The sequence below is a fragment of the Amycolatopsis sp. NPDC051371 genome (assembly GCF_040682155.1).
Lineage (GTDB): Bacteria > Actinomycetota > Actinomycetes > Mycobacteriales > Pseudonocardiaceae > Amycolatopsis.
On record NZ_JBFBAG010000024.1, the window covers coordinates 15430 to 41156 of the forward strand.

Here is a 25727-nt window from a genome sequence, read left to right on the forward strand (position 1 = left end):
AAGAGAACGTCATGCGCTCAGTCTGCCCGCTCCCGCCTTCCGCCGCGAGAAGCGGAGTGCGCCGTCGTCGATCCGGCCGTGCCGCAGCTTGACGACGTCGTGCGCGTAGCTCATGCCCAGCGTCCACGGTGCCCGCGAGCCGGCCTTCGGGAACTCGTCGATCGCCCGCAGCACGTACCCCGCGTCGAAGTCGAGCAGCGGCCGCTCGGTGACCGCGGGGTCGTCGTTGACCGGCACGCACTGGTCATACCCGTTGCGGTCGAGGTGACGCAGCAGCCGGACGACGTACTCGCCGACGAGGTCGGCCTTGAGCGTCCACGACGCGTTCGTGTAGCCGATCGTGAACGCGAAGTTCGGCACGCCGCTGAGCATCATTCCCTTGTACGCCATGGTTTCCGGCAGCTTGACGGGGTCGCCGTCGACGACCAGGTCGATGCCGCCGAAGGCCAGCAGCCGCAGCCCGGTGGCCGAGACGACGACGTCCGCGGGCAGCTCGTCGCCCGATTCGAGCCGGATGCCGGTCTCGGTGAAGGAGGCGATCCGGTCGGTGACGACCGAGGCGTCACCGCGCTTGATCGAGCGGAACAGGTCGCCGTCCGGCACCAGGCACAGCCGCTGGTCCCACGGTTGGTAGCGCGGCTTGAAGTGGGTGTCGACGGCGTACCCGGGCGGCAGCTGCTTCATCGCGGCCTTGCGGATCATCGCCTTGACCACGCCCGGGCGGCGCCGGCTGAGCTGGTAGATCAGCGTGCTCACCGCGACGTTCTTCCACCGCGCGATCGGGTACGCCAGCTTCGGGCCGAGCAGCCCGCGCAGCCGGTTGGCCAGCGCGTCCTCCGAGGGCAGCGACAGGATGTAGGTGGGGGAGCGCTGCAGCATGGTGACGTGCTCGGCGCGGTCGGTCATCGCCGGCACCAGCGTCACGGCCGTCGCGCCGCTGCCGATGACGACGACCTTCTTGCCGGCGTAGTCCAGGTCCTCGGGCCAGTGCTGCGGGTGCACGACCGTGCCGCCGAAGTTCTCGATGCCGGGGAACTCCGGGGTGTGGCCGCCCGCGTAGTCGTAGTAGCCGCTGCACAGGTAGAGGAACTTCGCGGTGAACCGCACGGCCTCGCCGTCGTGCGTCGCCTCGACCGTCCACTGCGCGTCCTCTGTGGACCATTCGGCGCGGACCACCTTGTGCCCGAACCGGATGTGCCGGTCGATCCCGGCGTCGGCCGCGGTGTCCCGGACGTACTTCAGGATCGACGGGCCGTCCGCGATGGCCTTCTCGCTCGTCCACGGCCGGAACCGGTAACCGAGGGTCTGCATGTCCGAATCGGACCGGACCCCCGGGTAGCGGAACAGGTCCCACGTGCCGCCGATGGCGTCGCGGGCTTCGAGGATCGCGTACGTCTTGCGCGGGAACGCCGTCCGCAGGTGGTGGGCCGCGCCGACACCGGACAATCCGGCGCCGACGATCAGCACTTCGACGTGCTCGGTCATCGCACGGCCTCCGTTCGCCGCGGGCGCCTCATCAGGCGCGTGAGCACGGCGTTGTAGTGGGTGGGGGTGACGCGGGCGAGCGCGTCGAACAGGTAGGCGTCCGGGCCGACGAGGATGCGGGCCTTCCCGCGGTCGACGCCGGTGTGGATGATCGCCGCGGCCTTGTCCGGCGACGTCATGGTCATGGCCTCGAACTGCGCGGCCATCTCGTCGCGGCTCCGGCCCTGGCCGGTGGGGTCCCGGCGCACCCGGGCGTTGCGCGCGATGTTCGTCGTGATGCCGCCCGGGTGGACGGTGATCGCGCGGACCGCGCTGCCGGCCAGCTCCTGCCGCAGCGACTCGGTGAAGCCGCGGACGGCGAACTTCGCCGCGCAGTAGGCGCTCTGGTAGGGCACCCCGAGCAGGCCATACACGCTGGAGGTGTTGACGATCGCGCCTTCGCCCTGCTCGGCGAGGATCGGCAGGAACGCCCGCGTCGCGTGCACCACCCCGCGGAAGTTGATGTCGTGCAGCCAGTCGTCGTCCTCGGGCACCGCGTCGAGCACGGACGAGGTGACCGCGACGCCGGCGTTGTTGAACACGGCGGCCAGCGGCGCCGGAAGCCATTCGCGGACCTCGCCGGCGAACGCGAGCTGGTCGTCGGCGTCGCGGACGTCGAGCACGCGCGTGAGCACGCGGCCGTGCAGTGCCGCCGCGGTCGCCTTGAGCCCGTCCGCGTCGACGTCGGCCAGAGCGACGGGGGAGCCGAGCCGGGACAGCCGGGTGGCGAGCGCACGGCCGATGCCGGAGGCGGCGCCGGTGATCACCACGGGCCGGCCGGTGATGCTACGGGGCCGTGACATCGCTGCTCCTCAGGTGCTTGCCGACCAGGTCGAGCACGGTGTCCCACGCGCCTTCGGGCAGGTCATGACCCATGCCGCGCACGGTTTCGAGGCGGCCGCCGGGAATCGCGCGGGCCGTCGCGGCGCCGCCGGTGGGGTGGACCATCCGGTCGCGGTCGCCGTGGATCACCAGCGTCGGCGCGGTGATCCGCCGGAGCAGCGGGGTCCGGTTGCCGGACTTGAGGATCGCGCCGAGCTGACGGCCCACGCCGCCCGCCGTCGGGTCGCGGTCCCAGCCCGCTCCGGCCTTTTCACGCACCCAGGCCTCGTCGAACGGGAAGCCGTGCGAGCTGATGTGCCGGAACATCTTCACGGCGCTTTCGACGGCCTCGTCGCGGGACTTCGGCGGCTTCGCGCCCATCAGCCGCAACGTCGAGAACGCCGGGCGGCCGATCAGGCGGGACCCGGTCGTCGACATGATCGACGTCAGGGTCCGGACGCGCGCCGGGTGCAACGCCGCCACCGTCTGGGAGATCATGCCGCCCATCGACACGCCCGCGATGTGCACGCGGTCGAGGCTCAGCGCGTCGAGCAGGCCCACGGTGTCGGCGGCCATGTCCGTCAGGTCGTACTGCTCCGGTGGGAAGCGGCCGGCGAACATCGCGGGCAGCCTCGACGGCCGGAAGCGCGGGTGGGTCGAGCGGCCGGCGTCGCGGTTGTCGAACCGGACGACCTCGAAGCCGCGCTCGGCGAGCCGCGCGCAGAACGCGTCCGGCCAGCTGTGCAGCTGCTGGCCCAGTCCGGCGACGAGGACCAGCGGCTCGGCGCCGCGGTCCCCGATCCGTTCGTAGGCCAGGGAAATCCCCCGGCCGGCGTCGGCGATCTCTTCGGTCACGAATCTCCTCCGGTGCTCCGGCGGTGCACGATCGCGCGCCCGCCCTTGGCGGGGGCGTAGGCCACGCCCCGCGAGTGCCAGCGTTCGTCGGCGTCGGTCGTCGGCTCGAGGGTGAAGTCCCGCAGCAGCGTCCGCAGCACGACCGTCATCTCCATGGTGGCGAAGGCGGCGCCGATGCAGCGGCGGGTGCCGCCGCCGAACGGGATCCACTGGTACAGGTCCGGGCGCGCGCCTTGGAAGCGATGCGGGTCAAAGGTGGCCGCATTCGGGAACACCGCGTCGTCGTCGTGGATCAGGGCGATGCTGACGAGCACCGCGTACCCCTTCGGCAGCGTCCAGCGGCCCAGCCGGTAGCCGTCCTGCTTGACCTGCCGGGCGGTCAGGTCGATGACCGGGCGGGTGCGCTGGACCTCGAGGAGCGTGGCGTCGAGGAGCTTCCCGTCGTCTTCCTTCAGTTCTTCGAGCAGCGCGGGGTGGCGGCGGAGGCGTTCGACGGCCCAGGCCAGCGTCGTCGCCGTGGTCTCGTGCCCGGCCGTGAGCAGGGTGAGGAGCTGGTCGGAGATCTCCTCGCGGCTGAGTCCGGACCCGTCGTCGTAGCGGGTCTGCAGCATCATCGCGAGGACGTCGTCGCCGTCCGGGCGCGCCTTCGCGATCAGCCGGTCGACGATCGCGTCGTACTCGCGGCGCATCCGTTCGAAGCGGCGCCAGGGATTGAAGCGGCCCTTCTTCGAGATCGGCGCGACGGCCAGCCGGGAGCCGAGGGTGACGAACGGCGGGAGCAGCTCGCGCAGCTCTGCGAACTCGGCCCCCTCGGCGCCGAAGACCGCGCGGAGGATGGCGTTGAGCGTGATCCGCATCATCGACGGCAGCGTGGCGAACGCTTTTCCGTCCGGCCAGCTCGCGAGTTCGCGGACGGTTTCTTCCTCGACGATCCGCTCGTACGCGGCGAGCCGCCGGCCGTGGAAGGGCGGGACGAGGAGCTTGCGCTGCCGTTTGTGCTCGTCGCCGGACAACGCGAACATCGAGTGCGGCCCGAGCACGCGGCCGAGGTTGACCTCGAGGTTGTCGACGAGGTCGGGCCCGGAGGTGAAGAGCTGCTTGATCTCGCCGGGGTCGCTGATCACGACGGCGTGGCCGAAGATCGGCACGTTCACCGTGAAGGTGTCGCCGTAGCGTTCTTTGAGCCGCCGCATGCCGCGCAGCGGTTGCGTCAGTGCGTAGGCGCCTTGGACGACGCGCGGCGCCGTCGGCCCCGGCGGCAGCGTCACCGCGCTGGTCATGGTCGTCATCGACCCCTCCCGAAAGGTGGTACGCGAGCGTACCGTCGGTACGGTACGCCGGTGTACCATCCGGTTTCAAGAGGAGGGCTGTAGCGTGACTTCCGTGGACGTCGACACCCGCCGGCACCGGCAGCGGCTGCTGGACGGGCTGGCCGCGTCGATCACCGAGGACGGCTTTCGCGACACGACGGTCGCCGGCATCGTCCGCCGCGCCCGCACCTCCCGCCGGACCTTCTACGAGCACTTCTCCAGTCGCGAAGAGTGCCTGATCGCGCTGCTGGCGGACGCGAACCGCGCGATGATCCAGCAGATTTCCGACGCCGTCGACCCGCGCGCGCCGTGGGCTCTTCAGGTGCGCCAGGCGATCGAGGCGTGGATCGCGTGCGCGGAGTCCGAGCCGGCGATCACGCTGAGCTGGATCCGCGACGTCCCGGCGCTGGGCGCCCCGGCCCGAGACCTGCAGCGCGACGCGATGGAGGGGTTCATCGCGATGACGCAGCGGCTGACGGACACCCCGGCGTTGCGCGCGGCGGGGATCAGCCCGCCGTCCCGTCAGCTGGCGATCATGCTCCTGGGTGGGTTGCGGGAGCTGATCGCGACCACGGTGGAGGACGGCGGGCGAGCGGGGGACGTCACGGAGCTCGCGGTCCGGGCGTCAATCGCCCTGCTCGGACCGGCCTGACCCGAGCGCCCCAAGGCCACATTGGGTGCGTTGAACGCACCCAAGGCGGCCTTCGGTGCGTTGAACGCACCCAAGGCCGCCTTGGGGCGCTTGCCGTCAGGCGTCCAGGTCCTGGGCGATCAGCTCGGCCAGCGCGTCCACGGACTCCCGGGCCGAGTCACCGTCCGCGGTCAGCTCGACCTCGTCCCCGTGACCCGCGCCCAGCGTCATCAACCCGAGGACGCTGGCCGCGTCGACCGGTTCCCCGGCGACCCCGCCGGTGATCTTGGCGATCTTCACCTTCGCTGGCTGACCGGCGGCCGTCTTCGCGACCAGGCCGGCCGGCCGGGCGTGCAGCCCGACACTGCTGGCGACGAGCGTGCGGCGTTGGTACACAGTGGACTCCTTCACGCGTTGACGGGCTGGCCGGAAACAGCGGCGGAACGTTCGGTCGCGCGGAAGCGGACCTGCTTCAGCAGGATCACCGAACCGGCCGCGACCGCCGTCCCGGCGACCAGCGCCACCAGGAACAGCAGCGGGCTGCCGATCAGCGGGAGCACGAAGATCCCGCCGTGCGGGGCGCGCAGCGTCGCGCCGAACGCCATCGACAGCGACCCGGTGACCGCCGAACCGAGCATGATCGACGGGATCACCCGGAACGGATCCGCCGCCGCGAACGGGATCGCGCCCTCGGTGATGAACGACGCGCCGAGCAGCCAGGCCGCACGGCCGTTCTCGCGTTCGGCTTCGGTGAACAGCTTCTTCCGCACGGTGGACGCGAGCGCCAGCGCCAGCGGCGGCACCATGCCGGCCGCCATCACCGCGGCCATGATCTGCAGCGACGCCGTCGCACCGGTGGTCAGGCCGCCGACCGCGAACGCGTACGCCGCCTTGTTGACCGGCCCGCCCATGTCGAACGCCATCATCAGGCCGAGCAGCGCGCCCAGCAGCAGCGCGCTGACGCCGCTGAGGCTGTTGAGCCAATTCGTCAGGCCCGACGTCGCGGCCGCGATGGGCTTGCCGACCACCACGTACATCAGCACACCGACCACAATGGACCCGAGCAGCGGGTAGACGACCACCGGCATGATGCCGCGCATCGCCTTCGGCACCTGGATCCGCTTCAGCGCCAGCACGACACCACCGGCCAGGAGACCCGCGACGAGGCCGCCGAGGAACCCGGCGCCGACGGTCACGGCGATCGCGCCGCCCACGAAACCCGGGGCGATCGCCGGGCGGTCGGCCATCGCGAAGGCGATGAACCCGGCCAGCACCGGCACCAGGAAGTCGAAGGCCGCGCTGCCGATCTGGAACATCAGGGCGGCCCAGCCGGTGACCGAACCCGCGTCGAAGTGCTCGGTGACCTTCGGGGCGTCGACGATCTGGTAGCCGCCCAAGGCGAAGCTCAGCGCGATCAGCAGCCCGCCCGCCGCGACGAACGGGATCAGGTAGCTGACGCCGGTCATCAGCCACTGGCGGATCCGGGTGCCGGCCTTGTCGTTGGCGCCGACCTTGCTCGTCAATTCCGGAGCGGCGGACGCGGGGGCGGGCTCCCGCGCCGCCGCCTTCGCGCGTTCGAACAGCCCCGCGGCGTCGTTGATCGCGGCCTTGACCGGCGCTTCGACGATCGGCTTTCCGGCGAAGCGTTCCCGGCCCCGCACCGCGAGGTCCGCGGCGAAGATGACGGCGTCCGCGCTCGCGATGTCCTCCGCGGACAGGGGCTCGGACCCGGCCGAACCCTGGGTCTCCACGACGATCGTGTCGCCGTTGGCCTTCGCGGTCTGCTCCAGCGACTCGGCGGCCATGTAGGTGTGGGCGATCCCGGTGGGACACGCCGTGATGGCGACGAACTTCATGGTCAGGACACCTCCTGGCGGATGTACTCGGCGACCGCGGCGGCGTCGGTGGCGTCGAGGAGGTTCTGCTTGAACTCCGCCCGGACGAGCCGGCGGGCGAGGGCGGCCAGGACCTTGAGGTGCTCGCTGCCACCCCCTTCGGGCGCGGCGATGAGGAAGATCAGCTTGGCCGGGCCGTCCGGCGCGCCGAAGTCGACGCCCGCGGCGCTGCGGCCGAACGCCAGCGTCGGCGCGGTGACCGCGGCCGAGCGGCAGTGCGGGATGCCGATGCCGCCTTCGAGCCCGGTGGCCATCTGCTCCTCGCGGGCGGCGACGTCCTTGAGGAAGAGGTCGAGGTCGGTCACCCGTCCGGCCGTGACGAGCCGCTCGGCGAGCGCGCGCGTGGCGCTCTGCTTGCCGGCGGCGTCGAGGCCGAGGTCGACCAGGTCGGCGGTGATCAGGTCTGGGGTGGTCATGCGGCGGCTCCGCTGAGGGTGAGGGTGGGGTCGGCGTCGAGCACGCGCACCTGGTCGGGGTGCACGTCGTGCGGGGTGGGCATGCGGCTGCCCTCCTGCGTGACCGCGGCGGTGCCGTAGGCGACCGCGGTCCGCAGGGCTCCGGGGCCGGTTCCTCCCGCGTGGAGGAACCCGGCGAGTGCGGCGTCTCCGGCGCCGACGGTGCTGCGCACGGCGACCAGCGGGCCGAACGCGTGGCAGGTTCCGGTCTCCTCGACGAGCACCGCGCCGCGCGCGCCCAGGCTGACCAGCACGCGGCCGACGCCGCCGGAGATCAGCTCGCGGCAGAAGGCGACGACGTCGCCGAGCAGCGGCAGCGGGCGGCCGGCGAGCTCGGTCAGCTCGTCGAGGTTCGGCTTGAGCAGGTCCGGCCCGCCGGCGCAGGCGGCGGCGAGCGGCGCGCCGGAGGAATCGACGGCGACCTTGGCCCCGGCGTCGCGGGCCAGTTTCGTGAGCCGCGCGTAGAAGTCGCCGGGCACGCCGGTGGGGAGGCTTCCGCAGCACACCAGCCAGTCCGCGCGCGCGGCCAGCTCGACGGCGCGGCGTTCGAGAGTGGCGAGCTCGGCGGGGGAGATCTCCGGGCCCGGCTCGTTGATCTTGGTTGTCGTGCCGTCGGCTTCGACGAGCGTGATGTTGCTGCGGGTCGTCCCGGCGATCGGCACGGCGACGACCGGGACGCCTTCGGGAGCGAGCAGGTCGGCCAGGCGCTCGCCGACCAAGCCGCCCGCGGGCAACACCGCGACGGTCGACGTCCCGGCGGCGGCCAGCGCGCGGGCGACGTTGACGCCCTTGCCGCCGGGGTCGAGCCGCACGGCTTCGGCCCGGTTGACTTCGCCGCGACGCAGCTCGGCCAGCCGCGCGGTCCGGTCGAGGCTCGGGTTCGGGGTCACGGTGACAATCACGCCAGCACCACTTCCGGGCCCGCCTCTTCGAGTTCGGCGACGGCGCCCGCGTCGAGGCCGCTGTCGGTGACCAGGACGTCGATCTCGGCCAGCCGCGCGAACCGGCTGAGCTGGTCGGTGCCGTACTTGCTGTGGTCGGCCAGCAGCACCCGCTTGCGGGCGGCCGCGACCACGGCGGCCTTCACCGCGGACTCGGCCATGTCCGGTGTCGTGCAGCCGTGCTCGGCGGAAAAGCCGTTGGCGCCGAGGAAGGCGACGTCCACGAGCAGCCCGTCGAGCGCGTGCAGCGTCCACGCTTCGACGGCGGCGAGCGTCGTCCCGCGCACGCGGCCGCCGAGGATGTGCAGCGTGATGCCCGGGCGGGTGGCCAGGATCGACGCGACGGGGATCGAGTTGGTGATCACCGTCAGGTCGCGGCCATCGGGCAGGAGCGTCGCGAGCCTGCTGGTGGTGGTGCCCGCGTCGAGCAGGATCGAGCCACGGTCGGGCACCACGTCCAGCGCGGCCCGGGCGATCGCGTCCTTCTCGGCGGCGTTCGTCTGGTCGCGCTGCGCGACCTCGGGTTCGAAGTCGAGCCGGTCGACCGCGACCGCGCCGCCGTAGACGCGGCGGACGACGCCTTGGCGTTCGAGGACGCCGAGGTCGCGGCGGATGGTCTCGGGCGCGACACCGAGTTCGGTGGCGACGTCGTTGACGTCGACCCGGCCGTCGCGACGTGCGCGTTGAGCCAGGAGCTGATGCCGTTCGGCGGCGTACATGCCCGTTCCTCTCCGATGTGTGCCCGTTGTAGTTTGATTGTGCCCGTTGTTACCGCACTGTCAATCCCCCGTTACAAGATCCTTTGCGCTCGGAGATCCCGCCATGCAGTTGTCCGGCGTCGGAGTCAGCCCCGGCAGGGTCGCCGGTCCGCGTGTCGTCGTAGTCGGTGACCTGCGGGAACCCGCTTCTTCGCCGGTGCCGGACGATCTCCGGGCGGAAGCGGGCAAGATCGGGCCGGCTTCGGAATCGATCGGGGCGTCGCTGTCCGATCGTGCCCGTTCCGTGTCCGGAGATGCCCGATCGGTCGTCGCCGTGCTGCTCGGGCTGGCCCCGCCCGGCGTTCCCGAGCTGACGTCGCCGAGCGTCCTGGTGGCGCGCGACCTCGCGCCGGCCGACACCGCCGGGCTCGACCCGGACCTCGTGCTCGCGCTGGTGACGGAAGAGGGCGGCCCGACGAGCCACACCGCGATCCTGGCGCGGGCGCTGGGCATCCCCGCCGTCGTCGCGTGCCGGGGGCGTCCTCGGCCTGGCCGGCCCCGGGCTCGGCGTCGGCCGGCTCGCCGACGGCCACCGCGTCAAGCTGCTCGCCACCTCGGCTCGGCTTCGGACGCGCGTGCTGCGGTGTCCGCGGGCGCGGAGGGAGTCGGGCTGTTCGGACGGAATTCTGTTACCTGTCGGCGATTTCCGAGCCGACGGAGTCCGCGCAGCGAGCGGCCTACGCGGCGGTGCTGGAGCCGTTCGCCGGGAAACCGGTCGTCGTCCGGACCCTGGACGCCGGTTCGGACAAGCCGCTCGCGTTACTCCTGATGGGGGAGGAGCCGAACCCCGCGCTGGGTGTCCGTGGGCTGCGGGTCGCGTTCGACCGGCCGGACCTGCTGGACCGCCCGCTGACGGCGATCGCCGGGGCGGCGGAGGCGGCTTGGTTCGCTTCGCGGGCGCGTGCGGCGGGAATCGCGCGCGTGGGCGTGATGATCGAGATCCCGGCGGCGGCGTTGTGCGCCGCGGAGATCCTCCCGGAGGTCGACTTCGTCTCGCTGGGCACGAACGACCTGGCGCAGTACGTGTTCGCGGCGGACCGCCGGCTCGGCGCGGTGGCCGCGTTGAACGACCCGCACCAGCCGGCGTTGCTGCGGCTGGTGGGCCTGGTCGCGGAAGCCGGTGGGGGTGTGCGGCGAGGCGGCGGCGGATCCGACGCCGGCGCCGGTGTTGGCCGGGTTGGGTGTCACGTCGTTGTCGATGAACGCGGTGGCGCTGGCGGGCGTCGGTGCGGCGCTGAGCGCGGTCGACCTCGCCGCGTGCCGCGCGTTAGCTTGACAGCCATGGAGAGCGACAACAGCCAGAGCGTGTTCGACGTCCACGCGGAGGCCTCGGCACTGCCCGCGGCCGCGACGACGATGCTGGTGGACAAGTACTTCGTCGACAAGCCGTCGGCCAGCGCGCGGATCTTCCGGATCTACCGCGAAGTCCCGCTGCACTACCACGAGGAGTGCGACGAGCACCTCTACGTGATCAGCGGGGGCGGCACCTTCCACCTCGACGGCGAGGAGTTCGAGGCGCGGCCGGGGATGTTCCTGTGCTTCGAGCGGCGGAAGGTCCACGGCTTCCCCACGATCACCTCGGAACCGCTGGTGGTGCTGGCGATCGACGTCCCGCGGCGGCGGCCGGACGACATCGTGTTCGTGGACCCTTCCGAAGGCGACGCGCGGTCGTTCATGGCCCGCAATGCCTGATTCTCAAATTGCGACAGCCGGACGGGCGCCGCGGTCCTAGCGTCGGGGACGGCCGTGCCCCGCCACGGGTGCCGGGCGGCCGACGGAGGCGACGATGAAGGCGCTGGTCTACCACGGTCCGGGTGCGAAGGCTTGGGAAGACGTCCCGGACGCCACCGTCCAGGAACCGACCGACGTGGTCGTGCGCGTCGACACCACCACGATCTGCGGCACCGACCTGCACATCCTGCAGGGCGATGTCGCCGCAGTCACCGACGGCCGGATCCTCGGCCACGAAGCGGTCGGCACGGTGACCGCCGTCGGTGACGCGGTCCGGGCGTTCGCGGTGGGCGACCGGGTGCTGGTCCCGGCCATCACCCAGTGCGGGCGCTGCGAGTACTGCGGCCGCGGGATGCCGTCCCATTGCCAGACGGTCGGCGGGATCGGCTGGATCTTCGGGCACCTCATCGACGGAACGCAGGCCGAGCTGGTCCGCGTGCCCTTCGCGGACACGTCGCTGTACGCGGTCCCGGACGACGTCACGAACGAACAGGCGATCTTCCTGGCCGACTCGCTGCCGACGGGGTACGAGGTCGGCGTCCTGGCCGGCCGCGTCCGCCCGGGCGACACGGTGGCGGTGGTCGGCGCCGGCGCGGTCGGGCTGGCGGCGATCCTGACGACGGGCCTGTGGGGCGCGTCGAAGGTGATCGCGGTGGACTCCAACAAGTTCCGTCTGGAGAAGGCCCTGGAGTTCGGCGCGACGGACGCGTTCGAAGCGGGCCCTGGAGTTCTGGAGGACGTCCGGTCCCTGACCGACGGCCTCGGTGTGGACGTCGCGATCGAAGCGGTGGGCTACCCGGAGACGCTGCTGACGGCGGCATCCCTGGTCCGCCCGGGCGGCCGCATCGCGAACATCGGCGTGCACGGCGTCCCGGTCGAGCTGCCGATGCAGGAGATGTGGATCCAAAACCTGACGCTGACGATGGGCTTGGTGGACACGGTATCGATCCCGACGCTGCTGAAGATGGTGGCGTCCGGCCGCATCCCGGCCGAGAGCATGGGAACGCACCGGTTCACGTTCGCGCAGATGGACGAGGCTTACGACGTCTTCGCGAATGCGGCCGCCAACTCGGCGTTGAAGGTGGTCATCACGCCTTAGGCGACGGTCGGATCCCCGAGGGCGAGCTCGGGCGGCCGTCCCCGCCGCCGGGTGACGACGACGGCCGCCGACCCGAAAGGAGACGCCGAGACGCCCGGCCGCGACATCTCGAGCCGAAGCTTCAGCGCACCGGTGACATCGAGGTCGATCGCGGCCGGCTTCCCGATGGCCACTTCGTGCTCGGACCGGGGCTTGCCGTCGAGCAGCACGCGGAAGCGGCCGACCTGGAAGGGGTCGGCCGCGTCGTCGAGCACCCCGGCGGTGGTGGAGAACCGCTGGTAGCGGCCGCCGAGGTCGACCTCGACGAACCCCGGCGCGGTGCCCGAGCGCAGCACGATGCTGTCCTCGTACCGCACGCCGTCGATCCAGGCCGCCTCTCGCCGCACGCCCGAGCTGCTGCCCGTCCACGTCAGCGCGTTCGCGTGGACGGGCTGCGGCTCCGGCGATCCGCCGAGCCATCGGCCGCGCGGCGGCATCGGGTGCTTGCCCCGCCCGGTGATCGCGGCGAGTAGCTCGGCTACGCCCTCGTCGGTGAATTCGTCGATCTCGAACCGGGTGGTGGAGTAAGGAGCGAGGAAGGCGGGGATGTCGTCGATCGAGCCGCCGGGCAGGACCACCGGGAGGACCCGGCGGGTGCCTTCGCGGTGGTCCTTGGTGAGCTTGTCGCGGATCATGGCGGTCTCGTACTGGGCTCCGCGCCCTTCGTCCGGCGGAGCGTCGCCGTCGGCTCGCTCCCGGTACCGGGGCGACGCCACGACCACGATGAAGTCGGCCGCCTTGAGGTGCCGGGCGACCCACAGCGACCAGTCGATGCGGATGTTGTCGTGCCACTGGTCGAGCACGACTTCGAGGCCGATCCGGCTGCGCAGGAAGGTCGCGAACTTCCGGACGTGGTCCTTGTGCTCCTGGGTGTCGTGGGAGTAGCTGAAGAATACCCGGGGCACCTCGTGCTCGGACATCAGTTTCCCCTCGGGATCGGTCGGTGATTCACCGATCCGGGAGATCGGTATTCCGGAAACACTTCGCGTCTTCGTTCTCGGCTTCCGACCTGTCATGTATCGGTGCCGGGAAGATTTGTCAAGATGCGTTTTCCAGTGGTACCGCAGGTGTGGCCAGTTATTGTCCTGAATCTGTCAGGTTTCGCGCCTTCTTCGGTGGCGTGCAGCGGATCTAGGATGACATCCGCCTGGTGGGGAGCGGTGAAGGAGCGTCGGCACGCGTGTACGAGTACGACATCTTCATCAGCTACCGGCGCACCGCCAGCGACATATCCGAGTGGATTCGACACCATTTTCACCCACGCCTGTCGGAAGTGCTCGACAACAACCTCTACGACGACGTCAAGATTTTCTTCGACGACCAGGTGCGCACCGGGTCGAGCTGGCCGGAGGAACTGCGCTCGGCGCTGCAGCGCTCTCGTGTGCTGGTGCCGGTCTGCTCCCCGAAGTACTTCCGGGACGAGTTGTGCCTGGCCGAGTGGTATTCGATGGCCGAGCGCGAGGCGCTCGGCGCCGGGCGGCCCTTGATCTACCCGGTGATCTTCTGCGACTCCCAGCACTTCCCCGACTGGGCCCACGCGCGACGGCCGCGTGACCTGCAGCAGTGGAACCACCCCTTCGAACACTTCCAGACCGCGCCGGCCTATCTCGACTTCAACCAGCAGATCAAACAGATCGCCGCGGAGCTGGAGGAGCTCATCGAACGAGCGCCGGAGTGGCGGGACGACTGGCCGGTGCGCACACCGGCCGCGGAACCGCCGAAGCGGGCACGGATGCCGAGGTTCTGACGGATGCCGGGATCGATCTTCACCTTCTACTCCTACAAGGGCGGGGTCGGCCGCAGCTTCACGCTGGCCAACATCGCCGTGCTGCTCGCCCGGTGGGGCCACCGCGTGCTCTGCCTGGATTGGGACCTCGAAGCTCCGGGCCTCGGCGACTACTTCCGGCCGCGTTTGCCCGCGCGGCCGAGCGGGGGTGTGGTCGACCTCGTCGACGACTTCCGGCAGGGGCGGTTCAAGCCGGAGGCGCACGTCCAGCGCCTGACGGACGTCGGGGTGCTCGACTTTCTCGCGGCCGGCCGCGAGGAGCCCGGCTACGTCGGGCAGGTGCAGGAGATCGACTGGGACCGGCTGTATGAAGACGGGTTCGGCGAGTACCTCGAGAAGTGCCGTGAGCAGTGGGTTGCGCGCTACGACTTCGTCCTCATCGACAGTCGCACCGGGATCTCCGACATCGGCGGGATCTGCACGGCGCACCTGCCGGACCACCTCGTCCTGCTGTTCACCGCGAACCGGCAGAGCATCCTCGGCGCGATGGAGGCCGCCCGGCGCGCGGACGCGGCGCGCAACCGGCTGCCGTTCGACCGCGCGCGGCTGACCGTCCTCCCGGTGCTGTCTCGGTTCGACAACCGGGAGGAGTACGACCGGTCGGAGACCTGGCGCGGCATCGTCGTCGACGAGACGGCCGAGCTGTACCTGACCTGGCTCGACCAGACGGTGGAGCCGGCGACGATGGCCCGGCACCTCACCTTGCCGTACGTGTCCTACTGGAGTTTCGGCGAGCAGCTGCCGGTGCTGTCGGAGCAAACGCCGAGCGCCGACCAGATCGGGTTCGCACTCGAAACCGTCGCGGCGGTGATCGCGAGCCGGCTGGACCGCACGGATCTGCTGGCCGAGAATCGCGACGCCTACGTGGCCGCCGTGCGGGCGAGCCGGCAGGAGTTCAAGCACGAACTGCGCGTCAGCACCCCGCGTCCGGCGGTCGGCAAGGCGGACGAGCTGGTCGCCGCCCTGAAGAGCCAGGGCGTCCGGGTGGTGAAGTCCTATTCCGGCGATCGGTCCCTGCTCGCGCGGGCCGAAGACGACGCGCGGCACCTGTGCCTGCTCGTCGACGGCAAGGTCAGTCGCTGGCAGTCCGCCGAGGTCGAGCTGTTCCTGCACCGCACACTCGGCCAGGACCGCCGGGTGATCCCGGTGCTCACGGCGGGCACCGACGCGGCCGGACTGCCGGGTTACGTCGGCAATCTCCGCTACCTGCGGCTCGGCGGCTCACGCGGCGCGGACGAGGTCGCCCGCGACCTGGTCGGCCAGCTGAAGGGCTTCACGCCACTCGTCGACGCCGACGACGACCTCGATCTGGTGGCGCTGCTCGGCCAAGCCCGCGGTTCCCGGCTGCGCACGTCCCGCTGGGACCTGGTGGACGAGCTGGTGGCGGCCCTGCAGACGGCGGTCGGCGCGGGCGACAGCGGCCGGACCCGCGACCTCGCGACAGATCTCGCGGTGGCGGTGAAACCCCGCCCCCCGAACGGCGACGACCACCACGCGGCACCGCCGAGGGTCCGCCAGTCGATCGACTGGCTCCTGCGGACCCTCGACGTCCGCGCCCGGAACACGACGAAGCCGAACCACCGGAAGGATCTCGGATGACCGACCGCTTGGGACACAAGCAGACCGCCGCGATGTTCACGCTGATGGTGCTGGGCCGGGAGGTGCCCAACCCGGAGCTGAAGGAGCTCGTGGGGTTCACCCTCACCGGCAAGGAACGCACGCAGCTGAACGACAGCGGCTACATCGCCAGCGAGAAGGTCGGCCGTACGTTCGTCCACCAGCTCACCGACAGCGGCTGGGCGTGGTGCGAGAAGGAGATCGGAGCCGGGACCCCTCCGCCGCCACGGCCGCTGAGCACTCTCTGCTCGGCGCTCTACGTCGTTCTCGGCGGCTTCGACGGGTTCCTGCGCAGCCGGAAGCTGCGGCTGGCCGATGTCTTCGCTCCGGGCGGGCCCCCGGTCGAAACCGGGCCGGGCGTCGACTTCGAGGAAACCACCCTCGAGGAACGCATCCGCGTCGCCTATCGCGAACTCGTGAGGGAACCGCGTGGCTGGGTCGGGCTGGTGGACCTGCGGCCGAAGCTCGGTGCGCCCGCGGCGGAGGTCGACGCCGTGCTCAAGGAACTGAGCCGCGCCGGCAAGGTGCACCTCGTCCCCGAAGACAACCGCAAGGCGCTCACCGCGGCCGACCACGAGGCGGCGATCCGCATCGGCGGTGAGGACAACCACCTGCTCTCGATCGAGGCCTTGTGATGGACGAGCTCGCGGCATTGGCGGCATTGAGCTTCGACTGGGCGGACACCCCCGACCACGTCTGGCGGGACTCGCCCTACCACGTCGACGGGTTGCACGCCGACGCGCTCGCGGCGCTCGACATCGGTATCCGCGATGCCGTGACCAGCGAGGGGCCCAGCCCGATCGGGCTCGTCCTGCGGGGGACGAAGGGCGTCGGCAAGACCCACCTGCTGGGTCTCGTCCGGCGCCGGGTGCACCGCGCGCGAGGGTACTTCTTCCTCGACGACGTCACCGCGGCCGAAGCGTTCTGGGAGAACACAGCCGAGGCGCTGCGCCGCGGGTTGTCCCGACCGGACGATTCGGGCGAGTCGCAACTGAAGAGCTTCCTGCTACGCGTCTGCCTGCGCACCCACGTCGACGCCGAAGTCACGGCGACCATCCGGCGTGGCCGCGGTTTGACCGCGGAGCACGTCGAGGCGTTCGTCGACGGGCTGTCGTCCCTCGACGGGATGGTCGCCGAGGAGTGCGGGGACACCGCGCGTGCCCTCGTCCTCATCGCGAGCCGGGACCGGGGTGCCAAGTACATCGGCGAAGATTTCCTCGACGGCGATGAGCAGCTCACGCCGGAAGCCCGGCAGTGGAACATCTACTCGCGGCCGAAGCCGGCGCGCGTCCTCGTGGAGGAAATCACCCGCCTGCTCGCTCTTACCGGACCGGTCGTGATCGCTGTCGACCAGCTCGACACGCTCGTCGCGAGGTCGACCAAGCTCACCCGGGAGATGGGGGCCGACGACGAGGAAGATCTGCTCGTGGCGCAGATCGCCGACGGACTCATGGGATTGCGGGAAATCACGCAGAAGACCTTGACCGTGGTTGCCTGCCTGCCCGGCACGTGGGATCAGCTCAGGCGAAAGGCCGCGGGCACCGTGCCCGACCGCTTCCGCGAATCGGTCACGCTCGGTCGGATCATCGACGCCGAGGTCGGCCGGGCGCTGGTGGCGAAACGGCTCGGAGTGGCCTACCAGGCCATGGAATTCAGTCCGCCGCATCCGACCTGGCCCGTCGCGGCCGTGGCGTTCGCTGAGCCCTGGGAACAGTGGACCCCGCGGCAGCTGCTCAAGCGCATCGGCGCGCACATCGAACTCTGCCTGCGTGCCGGGACGGTCGAGGAGCTCACCTCCTTCGACGAGAAGGTCGTGGTGCCGGTCGCTCCGGTGCGCACAGCAGTCGAAACCGACCGGTTCGCCGAACTCGACAGCGAGTTCGAGAAGCTTCAGGCGGAAGCGGAACCCGAGAAACTGCTCGCCGAGAACACCGTGGACAAGGCCATGCCCGACCTCCTCTCCGCGGCTTTGCGCTGCTGGGTCACCGAAGTCGGGGACGACGATATGGAGTGGTCGTGCGAGCGCCAGAACGGGCGCAGCGAAGTGCACGCCTGGCTCACCCGGACCCTTGACGAGGCCGCGGACCTGCAGGAGCACTGGGCGTTTCGAGCGATCGCGGCACAGCATCCTCGCGCCGCGCTGACCCGGTTCCGCAAGGCGCGCTCCGCCGCGGGACAGTTGCAAGGGGCGGACAACCGGCACCTCGTCATCCTCCGGGATGTCTGGGGGCGCGGGGCCAAGACGCGAGAGGAGGTCGAGAAGTTCACGGCCGCCGGCGGCAAGACGATCCGGCTCACCGACGCCGATGCGCGGACCTTCTGGGCGTTGCAGAAGATGCTCGGCACCGGGGGCCGTGAGCTGCACGAGTGGCTGATCGACCGGCGGCCCGCGAGCCGTTCGGATTTGCTTTCCGCGGTGCTTCCGGAGAAGCCGTCGGGGCAGCCCGCCGAAGGGACCCATCCGCCGCCGGTGATCGTGACGCCGGCCGCGGCGGGGTTGCCCCTGGCGGAAGGGGAGATCACGCTCGGCACCGTCGTCGGCTCGGGGGAGCCCGTGCGGGTCGAGCTCTCCGCGCTGCGCAAGCACGCCGCCGTCTTCGCCGGGTCCGGTTCGGGGAAGACCGTGCTGCTCAGGCGGATCGTGGAGGAGTGCGCTCTCCTGGGGGTCTCCGCGATCGTCCTGGACCCGAACAACGACCTCGCCCGGCTCGGGGACGCCTGGCCTGCGCCGCCCGATGGCTGGGGGCCCGATGACGCCCAACTGGCGAAGCGGTACCTGGCCGAAACCGACGTCGTCGTCTGGACGCCGGGGCGGGCGACCGGGCGGCCGTTGGCGTTTCAGCCGTTGCCCGACTTCGCCGGCGTCCTCGACGACTCCGACGAGTTCGCGGCGGCGGTCGAGGTTGCCGTCGCGACGCTGGCGCCGCAAGCCCGGCTGACCGGGACCACGGCGAAGACGAACATCGGCCTGGCCGTGCTGCGCCAAGCCGTCATCCAGCACGCGCGGACCGGGTCGCGCAGCCTGCCGGCGCTGATCGAGCTCTTGACCGACCTGCCCGAGGAGGTCAGCAACCTCAACGACGCCAAGCGCATCGCGGCCGGCCTGGCCGAGGTGCTCAAGGCGGCGATGGTCAACGATCCGCTGTTCGCCGGCGGCGGCGAACCGGTGGACCCGGGCGTCCTGCTGACCCCGGCGGCCGGCAAGCGGGCCCGGGTCTCGGTGATCAGCTTCGTCGGCCTGCAGGCCGACGAGCAGCGGCAGAACTTCGTCAACCAGCTGCAGATGGAGCTGTTCGCGTGGGTCAAGCGCAACCCGGCGGGCGACCGGCCGCTGGGCGCGCTGTTCGTGATGGACGAAGCCCAGACGATGGCGTCGTCGGGCAGTCTCACGGCGAGTACGCGCAGCACGATCGTCCTCGCGTCGCAGGCCCGCAAGTACGGGCTGGGTTTGCTGTTCGCGACCCAGGCGCCGAAGGGACTGCACAACCAGGTGGTCGGCAACGCGATGACGCAGTTCTTCGGCCGCCTGAACAGCCCGGCCCAGATCGCGGCGGCCAACGAGCTGGCGCGGGCCAAGGGAAGTCCCGTCGCGGACATCTCGCGCCTGGAGCGGGCGCAGTTCTACGTGGCGGGGGAGGCGTTCGGGTTCCGCCAGGTGGCGACGCCGCTGTGCCTGTCCCACCACCCGGCCAGTCCTCTGCGGCTCGAGGAGGTGATCAGCCGGGCGCGCGGTGAGGAGACGTAGCCGACGCCGCGATGTCCGTCGCCCGCAGGATGCTGTCCGGCAGGCACCGCGTCGCCGTGTTCCAGACCGATCGGCCGTTCATCTTCAGGTGCTCGGCCGCCGCCGGCGGGGGAGAGATCATCTCGCCGCGCGGTCGATTCGAGCACCTCCCGTTCGACGTACTGGTGACGACGACACGGAGGAAACGATGACCGGACCGATCAGGCTGTACATGACGACGTCGCTCGACGGGTTCGTGACCGGACCGGACGACCGGCCGGGCCAGGAGATGGGACGCGGCGGTTTCCGGTTGTTCGACTGGCTGGACGACCGCCACGGCGACGGGCCGAGCGCGCAGGTGTACGCCGAAGCGATGGCGACGGGTGCGCTGATCTCCGGCCGGCGGACGTTCGAGCTGGCCGGCCGCTGGGGCGGTGACCACCACGACGGCGTCCCGATCCACGTGCTCACCCACGACGCCGATCCGTCCGACACCCCGCCCGGGAGCGCGCGGTTCTTCACGGATGTGGTGGCGTGCGCGGAGGAGGCGCGCGCGGCGGCGGGCGAGCGCGCGGTCATGGTCCACGGCGCGGGTGCCGCGCAAGCCTTGCTGAAGGCGGGGTTGCTGGACGAGCTGGAACTCCACGTCGTGCCGGTGCTGCTCGGCGGCGGTCGCCGGTTGTTCGGGGACGGGGACCAGGTCGAGCTGGACCTGGTGCGGCAGCTGGCGGATCGCGACGTACTCCACTTGCGGTACGCCGTGCGCCGGTGAAGGACGCCCGGTCCCGGGCGCGATTCACCCGGGACCGAGCGGAGGGTCAGTCGGCGTCCGGGAAGTGGATGTCGGCGACGTGGACGTCCACGGACGCGACCTCGAGCCCCAGGTACTGTTCGACCGCTTCGACCACCTGGATGCGGATCTGCTCGGCGAGCGTCTTGACCGCGCGCCCGAACTCGACGACCAGCGTGACGGCGATCGTGGCGACCTCGCCGTCGACCTCGACGGAGGTGCCCGCCTCGTCGAGCTCGTACACGCCTTCGGCGTTGCGGGCGACCCGGATGACGATCTTCGAGACCACGCCGTCGGCCACCGTGGTGCTGCCGCGAGTACCGGCGGCGGCGCGGGATCCGGCCGCTTCGGTCTCGGTGGCGACCACCACCGGCGCCTCCTCGACGGCCGCGGTTTCGTCCGCGACCGCTTCGTCGGCGGTGCCGGTGTCCTCGTCGGACTCTTCGGCGGCTTCGGTTTCCTCCGCGACCGCTTCGTCGGACACCTCGTCGGTGGTGTCCTCTTCGGCCTCAGCTGAGTCGTCGGTCTCGGTGGAGACTTCGGCGGAGTCGTCGGCTTCGTCCACGTCGGAAGTCTCGTCGACGGCGTCTTCGGTCTCGGTCGTGTCCTCGGCCGGCTCGACCGTTTCGGTCTCGGTGGTGTCGGCGTCGGCGGTCTCGGTGGCGGCGGTGCCGTAGCCGTAACCTTCTGAACTGGGCGTTTCGTTCTGAGCGCGACCGAAGATGCTGTTGATGACGTCGGACATGTTTTCCCCTTTTCGGGAGCGACGACTGCGGATGGGGACGAGCGGAGACGGCGACACTATAGGGGCATCGCGCATGATCCTCGTCACAGACCCCCGGGTTCGAGACTCGCTTGTGTCCCAACAGATATCCGGCGCGAGACAACGCTCTCCGGGTTGACTGGACCTGTGATCACGGTCCGTCAGGCCGGGGTGAGCGATCAGTGATGCCGACGGGGAAATGGCGTCCAGGAATTGTCCAGTTTCTGGCCCATCGGCATTCCCTCAGCCATTCCGGAATAGCCCCGCGGGAACGCTCGTGCCCAAAGCGCGATACCCCGCGGGGTTGAGGTGCAGGTGGTCACCGACGTCGTAGGCCGGGAGCAGCCGGGTCGGCGCCGCCGGGTCGCGGACCACGCGGTCGAAGTCCAGGACCGCGTCGAAATGACCGCGGATCCACGTGTTCACCGAAGTCCGTGCCGCCTCGCGTTCCGGTGAGTCGTAACCGGAGTTGCCGCCGAACGGGGTCAGTGTCGCTCCGTACACCCGGATGTCCGCCGCGTGGGCGCGCGTCAGGATCTGGTCGTACGCGTCGATCAGGTCCGACGCCGTGGACGCGGCCGCGCCGGGAGCGGCCGTGCCGAGGTCGTTGATCCCCTCGAAGACGATCGCCCGCGAAACCCCGCTCTGAGCGAGTAAATCGCGGTCCAAGCGGGCCAGGACGTTCGGGCCGAGGCCGTCCTGCAGGACCCGGTTGCCGCCCGCGGCCTGGTTGACCACCGCCGACGACACCCGGGACGCCAGCACGTCCGGCCAGCGGTCGTTGCCGTTGGTCGTCGAACCGCGGCCGTCGGACAGGGAGTCGCCGATCACCGCCACCGCCGGCGCGGGGGACAGGACCTCGATGCCGCTCAGGAAGTACCAGTGGTCCACCGGTGTCGCGCCGGTCAGGTCGGGGGTGCTCACCTGGTTGCCCGGCACCAGGTAGGACGTCGTGCGGGAGCCGGGGTGGGACGTGATCGACAGCGATCCCTGGCCGTGCGCCAGGTACGCCGTCACCGCGATGTTCTCGAAGGGACGCACCGGGAACGGCAGCGGGTCCGAGACCACCTGCGCGCCCATCGGGATCGTCGTCGACGGCTTGCCGTGGAACGTCACCGGCAGGACGCTGCCGGGAACCACGGACGAGACCCCCGCGCGCCCGTCGAGCGGACGCGCCACCGAGACAGCCGACAGCGGCAGCGGCGCCCCGCCGAAGGCGTTCGAGAACCGCAGGCGGATCCGGGGCCCGCCGGCCGACACGTGCGCGGTCTGGCGCAGCGAAGCGTTGTCCAGCACGCGGTCGGTGCCCGTGTACGGCGACGGCGGCATGTTGGACGGCTCGGTCAGCTGCGGCATCGACGTCCAGGTCGCCACCCAACGCGACGCGGGCGGCCGCCCGGACGCACCCACGAACAACGCGGTCAAGACGGCCAAGACGACGACCACCGAAGTCCGTCTCATGACCCGAACTCCGGAGCCAGGACGCGGTCGAAGCCGACCTGACGGCGCGGCCCGGTCAGCGTGCAGTGCAGGGTCGCCACGAACTGCTCGCTCGACGTCCCCACCCGCAGTTCGACGTCGCCGGGCTCGACGAGACGCGTGCCCGCCCGGCCCGTGTACGAAGTCAGGTCCGCGTGCAGGCCGATGTCCACGACGACCGTCTCACCCGGCTCCAGTGAAACCCGGCGGGCCGCGATCAGCTGGCGCTCGGGTCGCACGACCTCCGCCACCGGGTCGTTCAGGTACACCTGGACCACTTCGGACGCGGGCCGGGAGTGGTCGTTGCGCAGGGTCACCCGGACCCGGCACACGCCGTCGGTCGGCCACACCGAACCCGTGGCACTCACGTCGACCCAGGTCACCGGCGCGTAGGACAGCCCGTGCCCGAAGGGGAACAGCGCCGACGGGTCGACCGTGCTCACCTCGCTGCGGCGGCCGAGCGGCGCCGCGAGGTACGTCGAGGGCTGGCTCGCCCCGGCCGCCGGAAAGCTCACCGGCAGCCGGCCGGACGGGTCGATCCGTCCACTGAGGACACCTTCGAGCGCCGGCGCGCCCTCCTCGCCGGGGTAGAACCCGCAGACCACCGCGGCCAGCCGGTCGATCTGCCGGGAAAGCTCGTACGGGCGCCCGGAGAGCAGGATCAGCACGACCGGCTTGCCCGTGGCCAGCAGGGCTTCGAGGAGTTCCTCCTGTCGGCCCGGCAGCCGCAGGTCCGGCGCGTCGCAGCCTTCGCCGGACGTCCCGCCGCCGAACAAGCCGGCCCGGTCGCCCAGCACGGCCACGCACACCGACGCGTCAGCGCACGCTGCCACCGCTTCGGCGATCGTGTCGTCGTCGCCACCGGTGACCGGGCAGCCCAGCGCGTAGGTGACGTCGAAGGACGAGCGCAGGGCCTCCACCACCGTCGGCACCGAGACGCCGAACGGGACGTCCGGGTGGTGGACGCCGACGTGCAGCGGGAACGAGTAGCAGCCGAGCATCGCGCCCGCCGCGTCCGCGCGCGGCCCGACGACGGCGACGCGGGTGCCGGGGGACAGCGGCAGCGTCCCGTCGTTGTGCAGCAGCACGATCGACTTTTCCGCCACTTCGCGCGCCAACGCCCGGGAAGGAGCGTCGTCGAGGTCGACTTCTTCGGGGACCTCCGGCGCCCAGTCCGCGTCGAGCAGCCCGAGCTCGCACTTCTGCCGCAGCACCCGTTCGAGGGCGCGGTCGACGGCGGCGGCGTCGACCGCACCCCCTTCCACCGCGGCGAGCAGCGGCTCGCCGTAGCAGTCCATGGTGGGCAGCTCCACGTCGATGCCCGCGGTCAGCGCCTGCCCGGCCGCGTCGCCGCGGTCGGCCGCGACGCCGTGCAACCGGTGCAGGAACGCGACGGCGAAGTAGTCGGCGACGACCGTGCCGGTGAACCCGTAGGTGTCGCGCAGCAGACCGGTCAGCAGCGACTCGTCGGCGGCGGACGGGACGCCGTCGGTGTCGGTGTAGGCGTTCATCACCGACCGGGCGCCCGCTCGCAGCGCCAGCTCGAACGGCGGGAGCAGGATGTCGGCGATCTCCCGGGGCCCGGCCGAAACCGGTGCCAGGTTGCGCCCGGCGCGCGAGGCGGAGTACCCGACGAAGTGCTTCAGCGTCGCGATCACACCGGCCGACTCGAGCCCGGCGACGTACGCGGCGCCGATCGTCCCGACCAGGTACGGGTCCTCCCCGATCGTCTCCTCGACGCGGCCCCAGCGCAGGTCCCGCGCGACGTCGAGGACCGGCGCGAGGCCTTGGTGCACACCCAGTCCGCGCATCGTCTGCCCGATCCGCGAGGCCATCCGGCGCACGAGGTCCGGGTCGAACGTCGCGCCCCACGACAGCGGGGCCGGGAAGATCGTCGCCTGCCACGCGGCGAGCCCGGTCAGGCATTCCTCGTGGACGACGGCGGGAATGCCGAACCGGCTGCTCGAGACGATCTGGCGTTGCGTGCGCGCGAGGCTGTGCGCGCCGATCAGCGGGTCGACCGGCCGGGTGCCGAAGACCCGGGTCAGCTGCCCGATGCCGTGGCGGACCAGGTCGTCGAGGTCGACCGCGGCGTCGACGAATTCGTGCTGGTGCGGCGCCATCTCCCCGCCGGAGTCGATGCCGACCCAGACGCCGTAGAGCTGGGCGAGTTTTTCGCGCAGCGTCATGCGCGCCATCAGGGCGCGGACGCGTTCGCCCGGGTCGGCCGCGGGGTCGCGCCACGGCTCGGTGGCCGCGGCAGGCTGCGTGGTCAAGGCTTTCCGCCCTTCGTCAGGAGGGAGCTTTCGGCGGTTCCGGGTGGCGGCGCCCCCGGCCCGGGGCGGAGCCCCGGATGACACAGGATCAGGAGAGGGCCCGGGTCGAGCTGCGCACCACCAGGCCGGTGTCGAGCGTGACGTGGGTGCGCTCGACCTCGTCGCCGTTGATCAGCGCGATGAGCATGCTGATCGCCCGGTGCCCCATCTCCCGGATCGGCTGGTCCACTGTGGTCAGTGGCGGGCTGCAGAGCGCGGATTCGGGGACGTTGTCGAAGCCGACCACGGAGAGGTCGTCGGGCACGGAAAGCCCCAGCTCGCGAGCCGCGCCGACGGTCGCGATGGCCGAGATGTCGTTCGCGGCGAACACCGCGGTGGGGCGGTCCGGGCCGGTCAGCAGGTCGTGCGCCGAGGCCGCGGAGATCTCCGGGTCGTAGGCGCCGATCCGGATCAGGTCCTCGTCGGCCGGCACGCCCGCGGCTTCGAGGGCCCGCAGGTAACCCGCCTTGCGCAGCGACGCCGATTCGAGGTCGGGGCGGCCGGAGAGGAATCCGATCCGCCGGTGGCCCAGATCCAGGAGGTGCTCGGTGGCCAGTTGCGCACCACGCAGGTTGTCGGAATCGATCGTGGGCAGGTGAGACGGTCCGGTGTGCGGGTCGACCGCGACGACCGGCGTACCGGGCACGGCTTCGAGCGAGACGGCGGGCGTGACGAGCACGGCGCCGTCGACGAGCGTGCCGGAAAGGCGGGACAGGTAACGCTTTTCCCAGCCCTTCGGGTCGCCGGTGCGGCCGCCGGCGGAGTAGACGACGAGTTCGAACCCGCTGCCGCGGATGGCATCCGCGGCTCCCTTGAGCAGCTCGGTGGAGAACGGTTCGAGGTCGGCGACCAGGATCCCGATCACGTTGGTCCGGTGGTTGCGCAGGCTCTGCGCCACGAGACTCGCTTCGTACCCGAGGTCTTCGATCACCGCACGGACCTTCGCAAGCGTCGCGGCGGAGACGCCGTAGCGCTCGTTGATGACTTTGGAGACTGTGGCCACCGAGACGCCGGCTTGGGCCGCGACGTCACGGATGGTCACCCTCGAACTGGGCTGCATCGGCTCAGACTAGCCATGTAAAACGTTATCGACAACGATTGACATCCGATTTGCCCGGGAGCAAACTCTTCGCCAACCCGGGTGCCGTCGCGCCCCGTCCAACTCGGCCGAAGTCGTCAGGAGTGGACCCACG

Annotated in this window: 22 protein-coding genes and 1 pseudogene; 9 read left to right on the forward strand and 14 right to left on the reverse strand. The window is 71.1% G+C overall.

Translation table 11 applies throughout. The features are described 5' to 3' along the window. Positions 1 to 9: 9 nt before the first annotated feature. Genes AB0M59_RS27460 through AB0M59_RS27475 form a run of 4 tightly spaced genes read right to left on the reverse strand, consistent with a single transcriptional unit; the run spans position 10 to position 4490 of the window. Positions 10 to 1485 (reverse strand): NAD(P)/FAD-dependent oxidoreductase, encoded by a 1476-nt coding sequence (locus tag AB0M59_RS27460; protein WP_364620317.1) that lies wholly within the window; start codon positions 1483 to 1485, stop codon positions 10 to 12. Beyond that, positions 1482 to 2327, reverse strand: a complete 846-nt coding sequence (locus tag AB0M59_RS27465; RefSeq protein WP_364620320.1) for an SDR family NAD(P)-dependent oxidoreductase — start codon at positions 2325 to 2327, stop codon at positions 1482 to 1484. Before AB0M59_RS27465 ends, AB0M59_RS27460 begins: the two co-directional genes overlap by 4 nt. Beyond that, positions 2311 to 3201 (reverse strand): alpha/beta hydrolase, encoded by an 891-nt coding sequence (locus AB0M59_RS27470; protein WP_364620323.1) that lies wholly within the window; start codon positions 3199 to 3201, stop codon positions 2311 to 2313. The genes AB0M59_RS27465 and AB0M59_RS27470 overlap by 17 nt, the downstream gene beginning before the upstream one ends. Continuing rightward, positions 3198 to 4490 (reverse strand): cytochrome P450, encoded by a 1293-nt coding sequence (locus AB0M59_RS27475; RefSeq protein ID WP_364620325.1) that lies wholly within the window; start codon positions 4488 to 4490, stop codon positions 3198 to 3200. The genes AB0M59_RS27470 and AB0M59_RS27475 overlap by 4 nt, the downstream gene beginning before the upstream one ends. An 85-nt stretch (positions 4491 to 4575) precedes the next feature. On the opposite strand from AB0M59_RS27475, the gene AB0M59_RS27480 reads away from it, so the two are divergent. Then, the gene (locus tag AB0M59_RS27480; RefSeq protein WP_364620327.1) at positions 4576 to 5163 is read left to right on the forward strand and encodes a TetR/AcrR family transcriptional regulator; all 588 of its coding nucleotides are present in this window, start codon (positions 4576 to 4578) and stop codon (positions 5161 to 5163) included. Between the two features lie 96 nt (positions 5164 to 5259). Here the strand turns inward: AB0M59_RS27480 and AB0M59_RS27485 are convergent, their stop codons facing one another. Genes AB0M59_RS27485 through AB0M59_RS27505 form a run of 5 tightly spaced genes read right to left on the reverse strand, consistent with a single transcriptional unit; the run spans position 5260 to position 9152 of the window. Then, positions 5260 to 5538 carry an HPr family phosphocarrier protein gene (locus AB0M59_RS27485; RefSeq protein WP_364620330.1) on the reverse strand — a complete coding sequence of 93 codons (279 nt, stop codon included), beginning with the start codon at positions 5536 to 5538 and terminating at the stop codon, positions 5260 to 5262. 11 nt (positions 5539 to 5549) lie between these two features. Next, a complete protein-coding gene (locus tag AB0M59_RS27490; protein WP_364620333.1) occupies positions 5550 to 6998 on the reverse strand; it encodes a fructose-specific PTS transporter subunit EIIC in 1449 nt (482 codons plus the stop codon). Between the two features lie 2 nt (positions 6999 to 7000). After that, on the reverse strand, positions 7001 to 7453 hold the full coding sequence (locus AB0M59_RS27495) for a fructose PTS transporter subunit IIA (RefSeq protein ID WP_364620336.1): 453 nt from the start codon (positions 7451 to 7453) through the stop codon (positions 7001 to 7003). Continuing rightward, positions 7450 to 8394, reverse strand: a complete 945-nt coding sequence (pfkB, locus tag AB0M59_RS27500; protein ID WP_364620338.1) for a 1-phosphofructokinase — start codon at positions 8392 to 8394, stop codon at positions 7450 to 7452. Before pfkB ends, AB0M59_RS27495 begins: the two co-directional genes overlap by 4 nt. Further along, positions 8391 to 9152 (reverse strand): DeoR/GlpR family DNA-binding transcription regulator, encoded by a 762-nt coding sequence (locus AB0M59_RS27505; RefSeq protein ID WP_364620340.1) that lies wholly within the window; start codon positions 9150 to 9152, stop codon positions 8391 to 8393. Before AB0M59_RS27505 ends, pfkB begins: the two co-directional genes overlap by 4 nt. A gap of 103 nt (positions 9153 to 9255) precedes the next feature. Here AB0M59_RS27505 and AB0M59_RS27510 point away from each other — a divergent pair. The 3 genes and pseudogenes from AB0M59_RS27510 to AB0M59_RS27520 all read left to right on the forward strand — a co-directional run bounded on the left by AB0M59_RS27510 (position 9256) and on the right by AB0M59_RS27520 (position 12021). Further along, positions 9256 to 10467: pseudogene (locus AB0M59_RS27510) on the forward strand (putative PEP-binding protein). 80 nt (positions 10468 to 10547) lie between these two features. Beyond that, positions 10548 to 10883, forward strand: coding sequence for a cupin domain-containing protein (locus tag AB0M59_RS27515; RefSeq protein WP_364620613.1), 336 nt, complete (start codon positions 10548 to 10550; stop codon positions 10881 to 10883). A gap of 94 nt (positions 10884 to 10977) precedes the next feature. Further along, positions 10978 to 12021, forward strand: a complete 1044-nt coding sequence (locus tag AB0M59_RS27520) for an alcohol dehydrogenase catalytic domain-containing protein (RefSeq protein ID WP_364620342.1) — start codon at positions 10978 to 10980, stop codon at positions 12019 to 12021. On the opposite strand, the gene AB0M59_RS27525 is transcribed toward AB0M59_RS27520, so the two are convergent. Then, positions 12018 to 12980, reverse strand: coding sequence for an SEFIR domain-containing protein (locus AB0M59_RS27525; protein WP_364620345.1), 963 nt, complete (start codon positions 12978 to 12980; stop codon positions 12018 to 12020). The two genes, AB0M59_RS27520 and AB0M59_RS27525, sit on opposite strands and share 4 nt — an antisense overlap. A 260-nt stretch (positions 12981 to 13240) precedes the next feature. On the opposite strand from AB0M59_RS27525, the gene AB0M59_RS27530 reads away from it, so the two are divergent. From AB0M59_RS27530 to AB0M59_RS27550, 5 genes are all read left to right on the forward strand, one after another. Next, complete coding sequence (locus AB0M59_RS27530; protein WP_364620348.1) at positions 13241 to 13807, forward strand: TIR domain-containing protein; 567 nt, start codon at positions 13241 to 13243, stop codon at positions 13805 to 13807. Positions 13808 to 13810: 3 nt separating this feature from the next. Then, the gene (locus AB0M59_RS27535; RefSeq protein ID WP_364620351.1) at positions 13811 to 15445 is read left to right on the forward strand and encodes a CATRA system-associated protein; all 1635 of its coding nucleotides are present in this window, start codon (positions 13811 to 13813) and stop codon (positions 15443 to 15445) included. Further along, positions 15442 to 16098 (forward strand): hypothetical protein, encoded by a 657-nt coding sequence (locus AB0M59_RS27540; RefSeq protein ID WP_364620354.1) that lies wholly within the window; start codon positions 15442 to 15444, stop codon positions 16096 to 16098. The genes AB0M59_RS27535 and AB0M59_RS27540 overlap by 4 nt, the downstream gene beginning before the upstream one ends. Continuing rightward, positions 16098 to 19208 (forward strand): DUF87 domain-containing protein, encoded by a 3111-nt coding sequence (locus tag AB0M59_RS27545; RefSeq protein WP_364620356.1) that lies wholly within the window; start codon positions 16098 to 16100, stop codon positions 19206 to 19208. The genes AB0M59_RS27540 and AB0M59_RS27545 overlap by 1 nt, the downstream gene beginning before the upstream one ends. Positions 19209 to 19395: 187 nt before the next feature. Next, positions 19396 to 19959, forward strand: coding sequence for a dihydrofolate reductase family protein (locus AB0M59_RS27550; protein WP_364620359.1), 564 nt, complete (start codon positions 19396 to 19398; stop codon positions 19957 to 19959). 46 nt (positions 19960 to 20005) lie between these two features. Here the strand turns inward: AB0M59_RS27550 and AB0M59_RS27555 are convergent, their stop codons facing one another. From AB0M59_RS27555 to AB0M59_RS27570, 4 genes are all read right to left on the reverse strand, one after another. Next, positions 20006 to 20722, reverse strand: coding sequence for an Asp23/Gls24 family envelope stress response protein (locus AB0M59_RS27555; RefSeq protein ID WP_364620361.1), 717 nt, complete (start codon positions 20720 to 20722; stop codon positions 20006 to 20008). A 261-nt stretch (positions 20723 to 20983) separates the two neighbouring features. Then, complete coding sequence (locus AB0M59_RS27560; RefSeq protein WP_364620364.1) at positions 20984 to 22201, reverse strand: SGNH/GDSL hydrolase family protein; 1218 nt, start codon at positions 22199 to 22201, stop codon at positions 20984 to 20986. Beyond that, positions 22198 to 24495: a glycoside hydrolase family 3 N-terminal domain-containing protein gene (locus tag AB0M59_RS27565; protein WP_364620367.1), complete on the reverse strand. Its 2298-nt coding sequence runs from the start codon at positions 24493 to 24495 to the stop codon at positions 22198 to 22200. Before AB0M59_RS27565 ends, AB0M59_RS27560 begins: the two co-directional genes overlap by 4 nt. Before the next feature lie 88 nt (positions 24496 to 24583). Further along, the gene (locus tag AB0M59_RS27570; protein ID WP_364620370.1) at positions 24584 to 25594 is read right to left on the reverse strand and encodes a LacI family DNA-binding transcriptional regulator; all 1011 of its coding nucleotides are present in this window, start codon (positions 25592 to 25594) and stop codon (positions 24584 to 24586) included. Positions 25595 to 25727 lie beyond the last annotated feature (133 nt).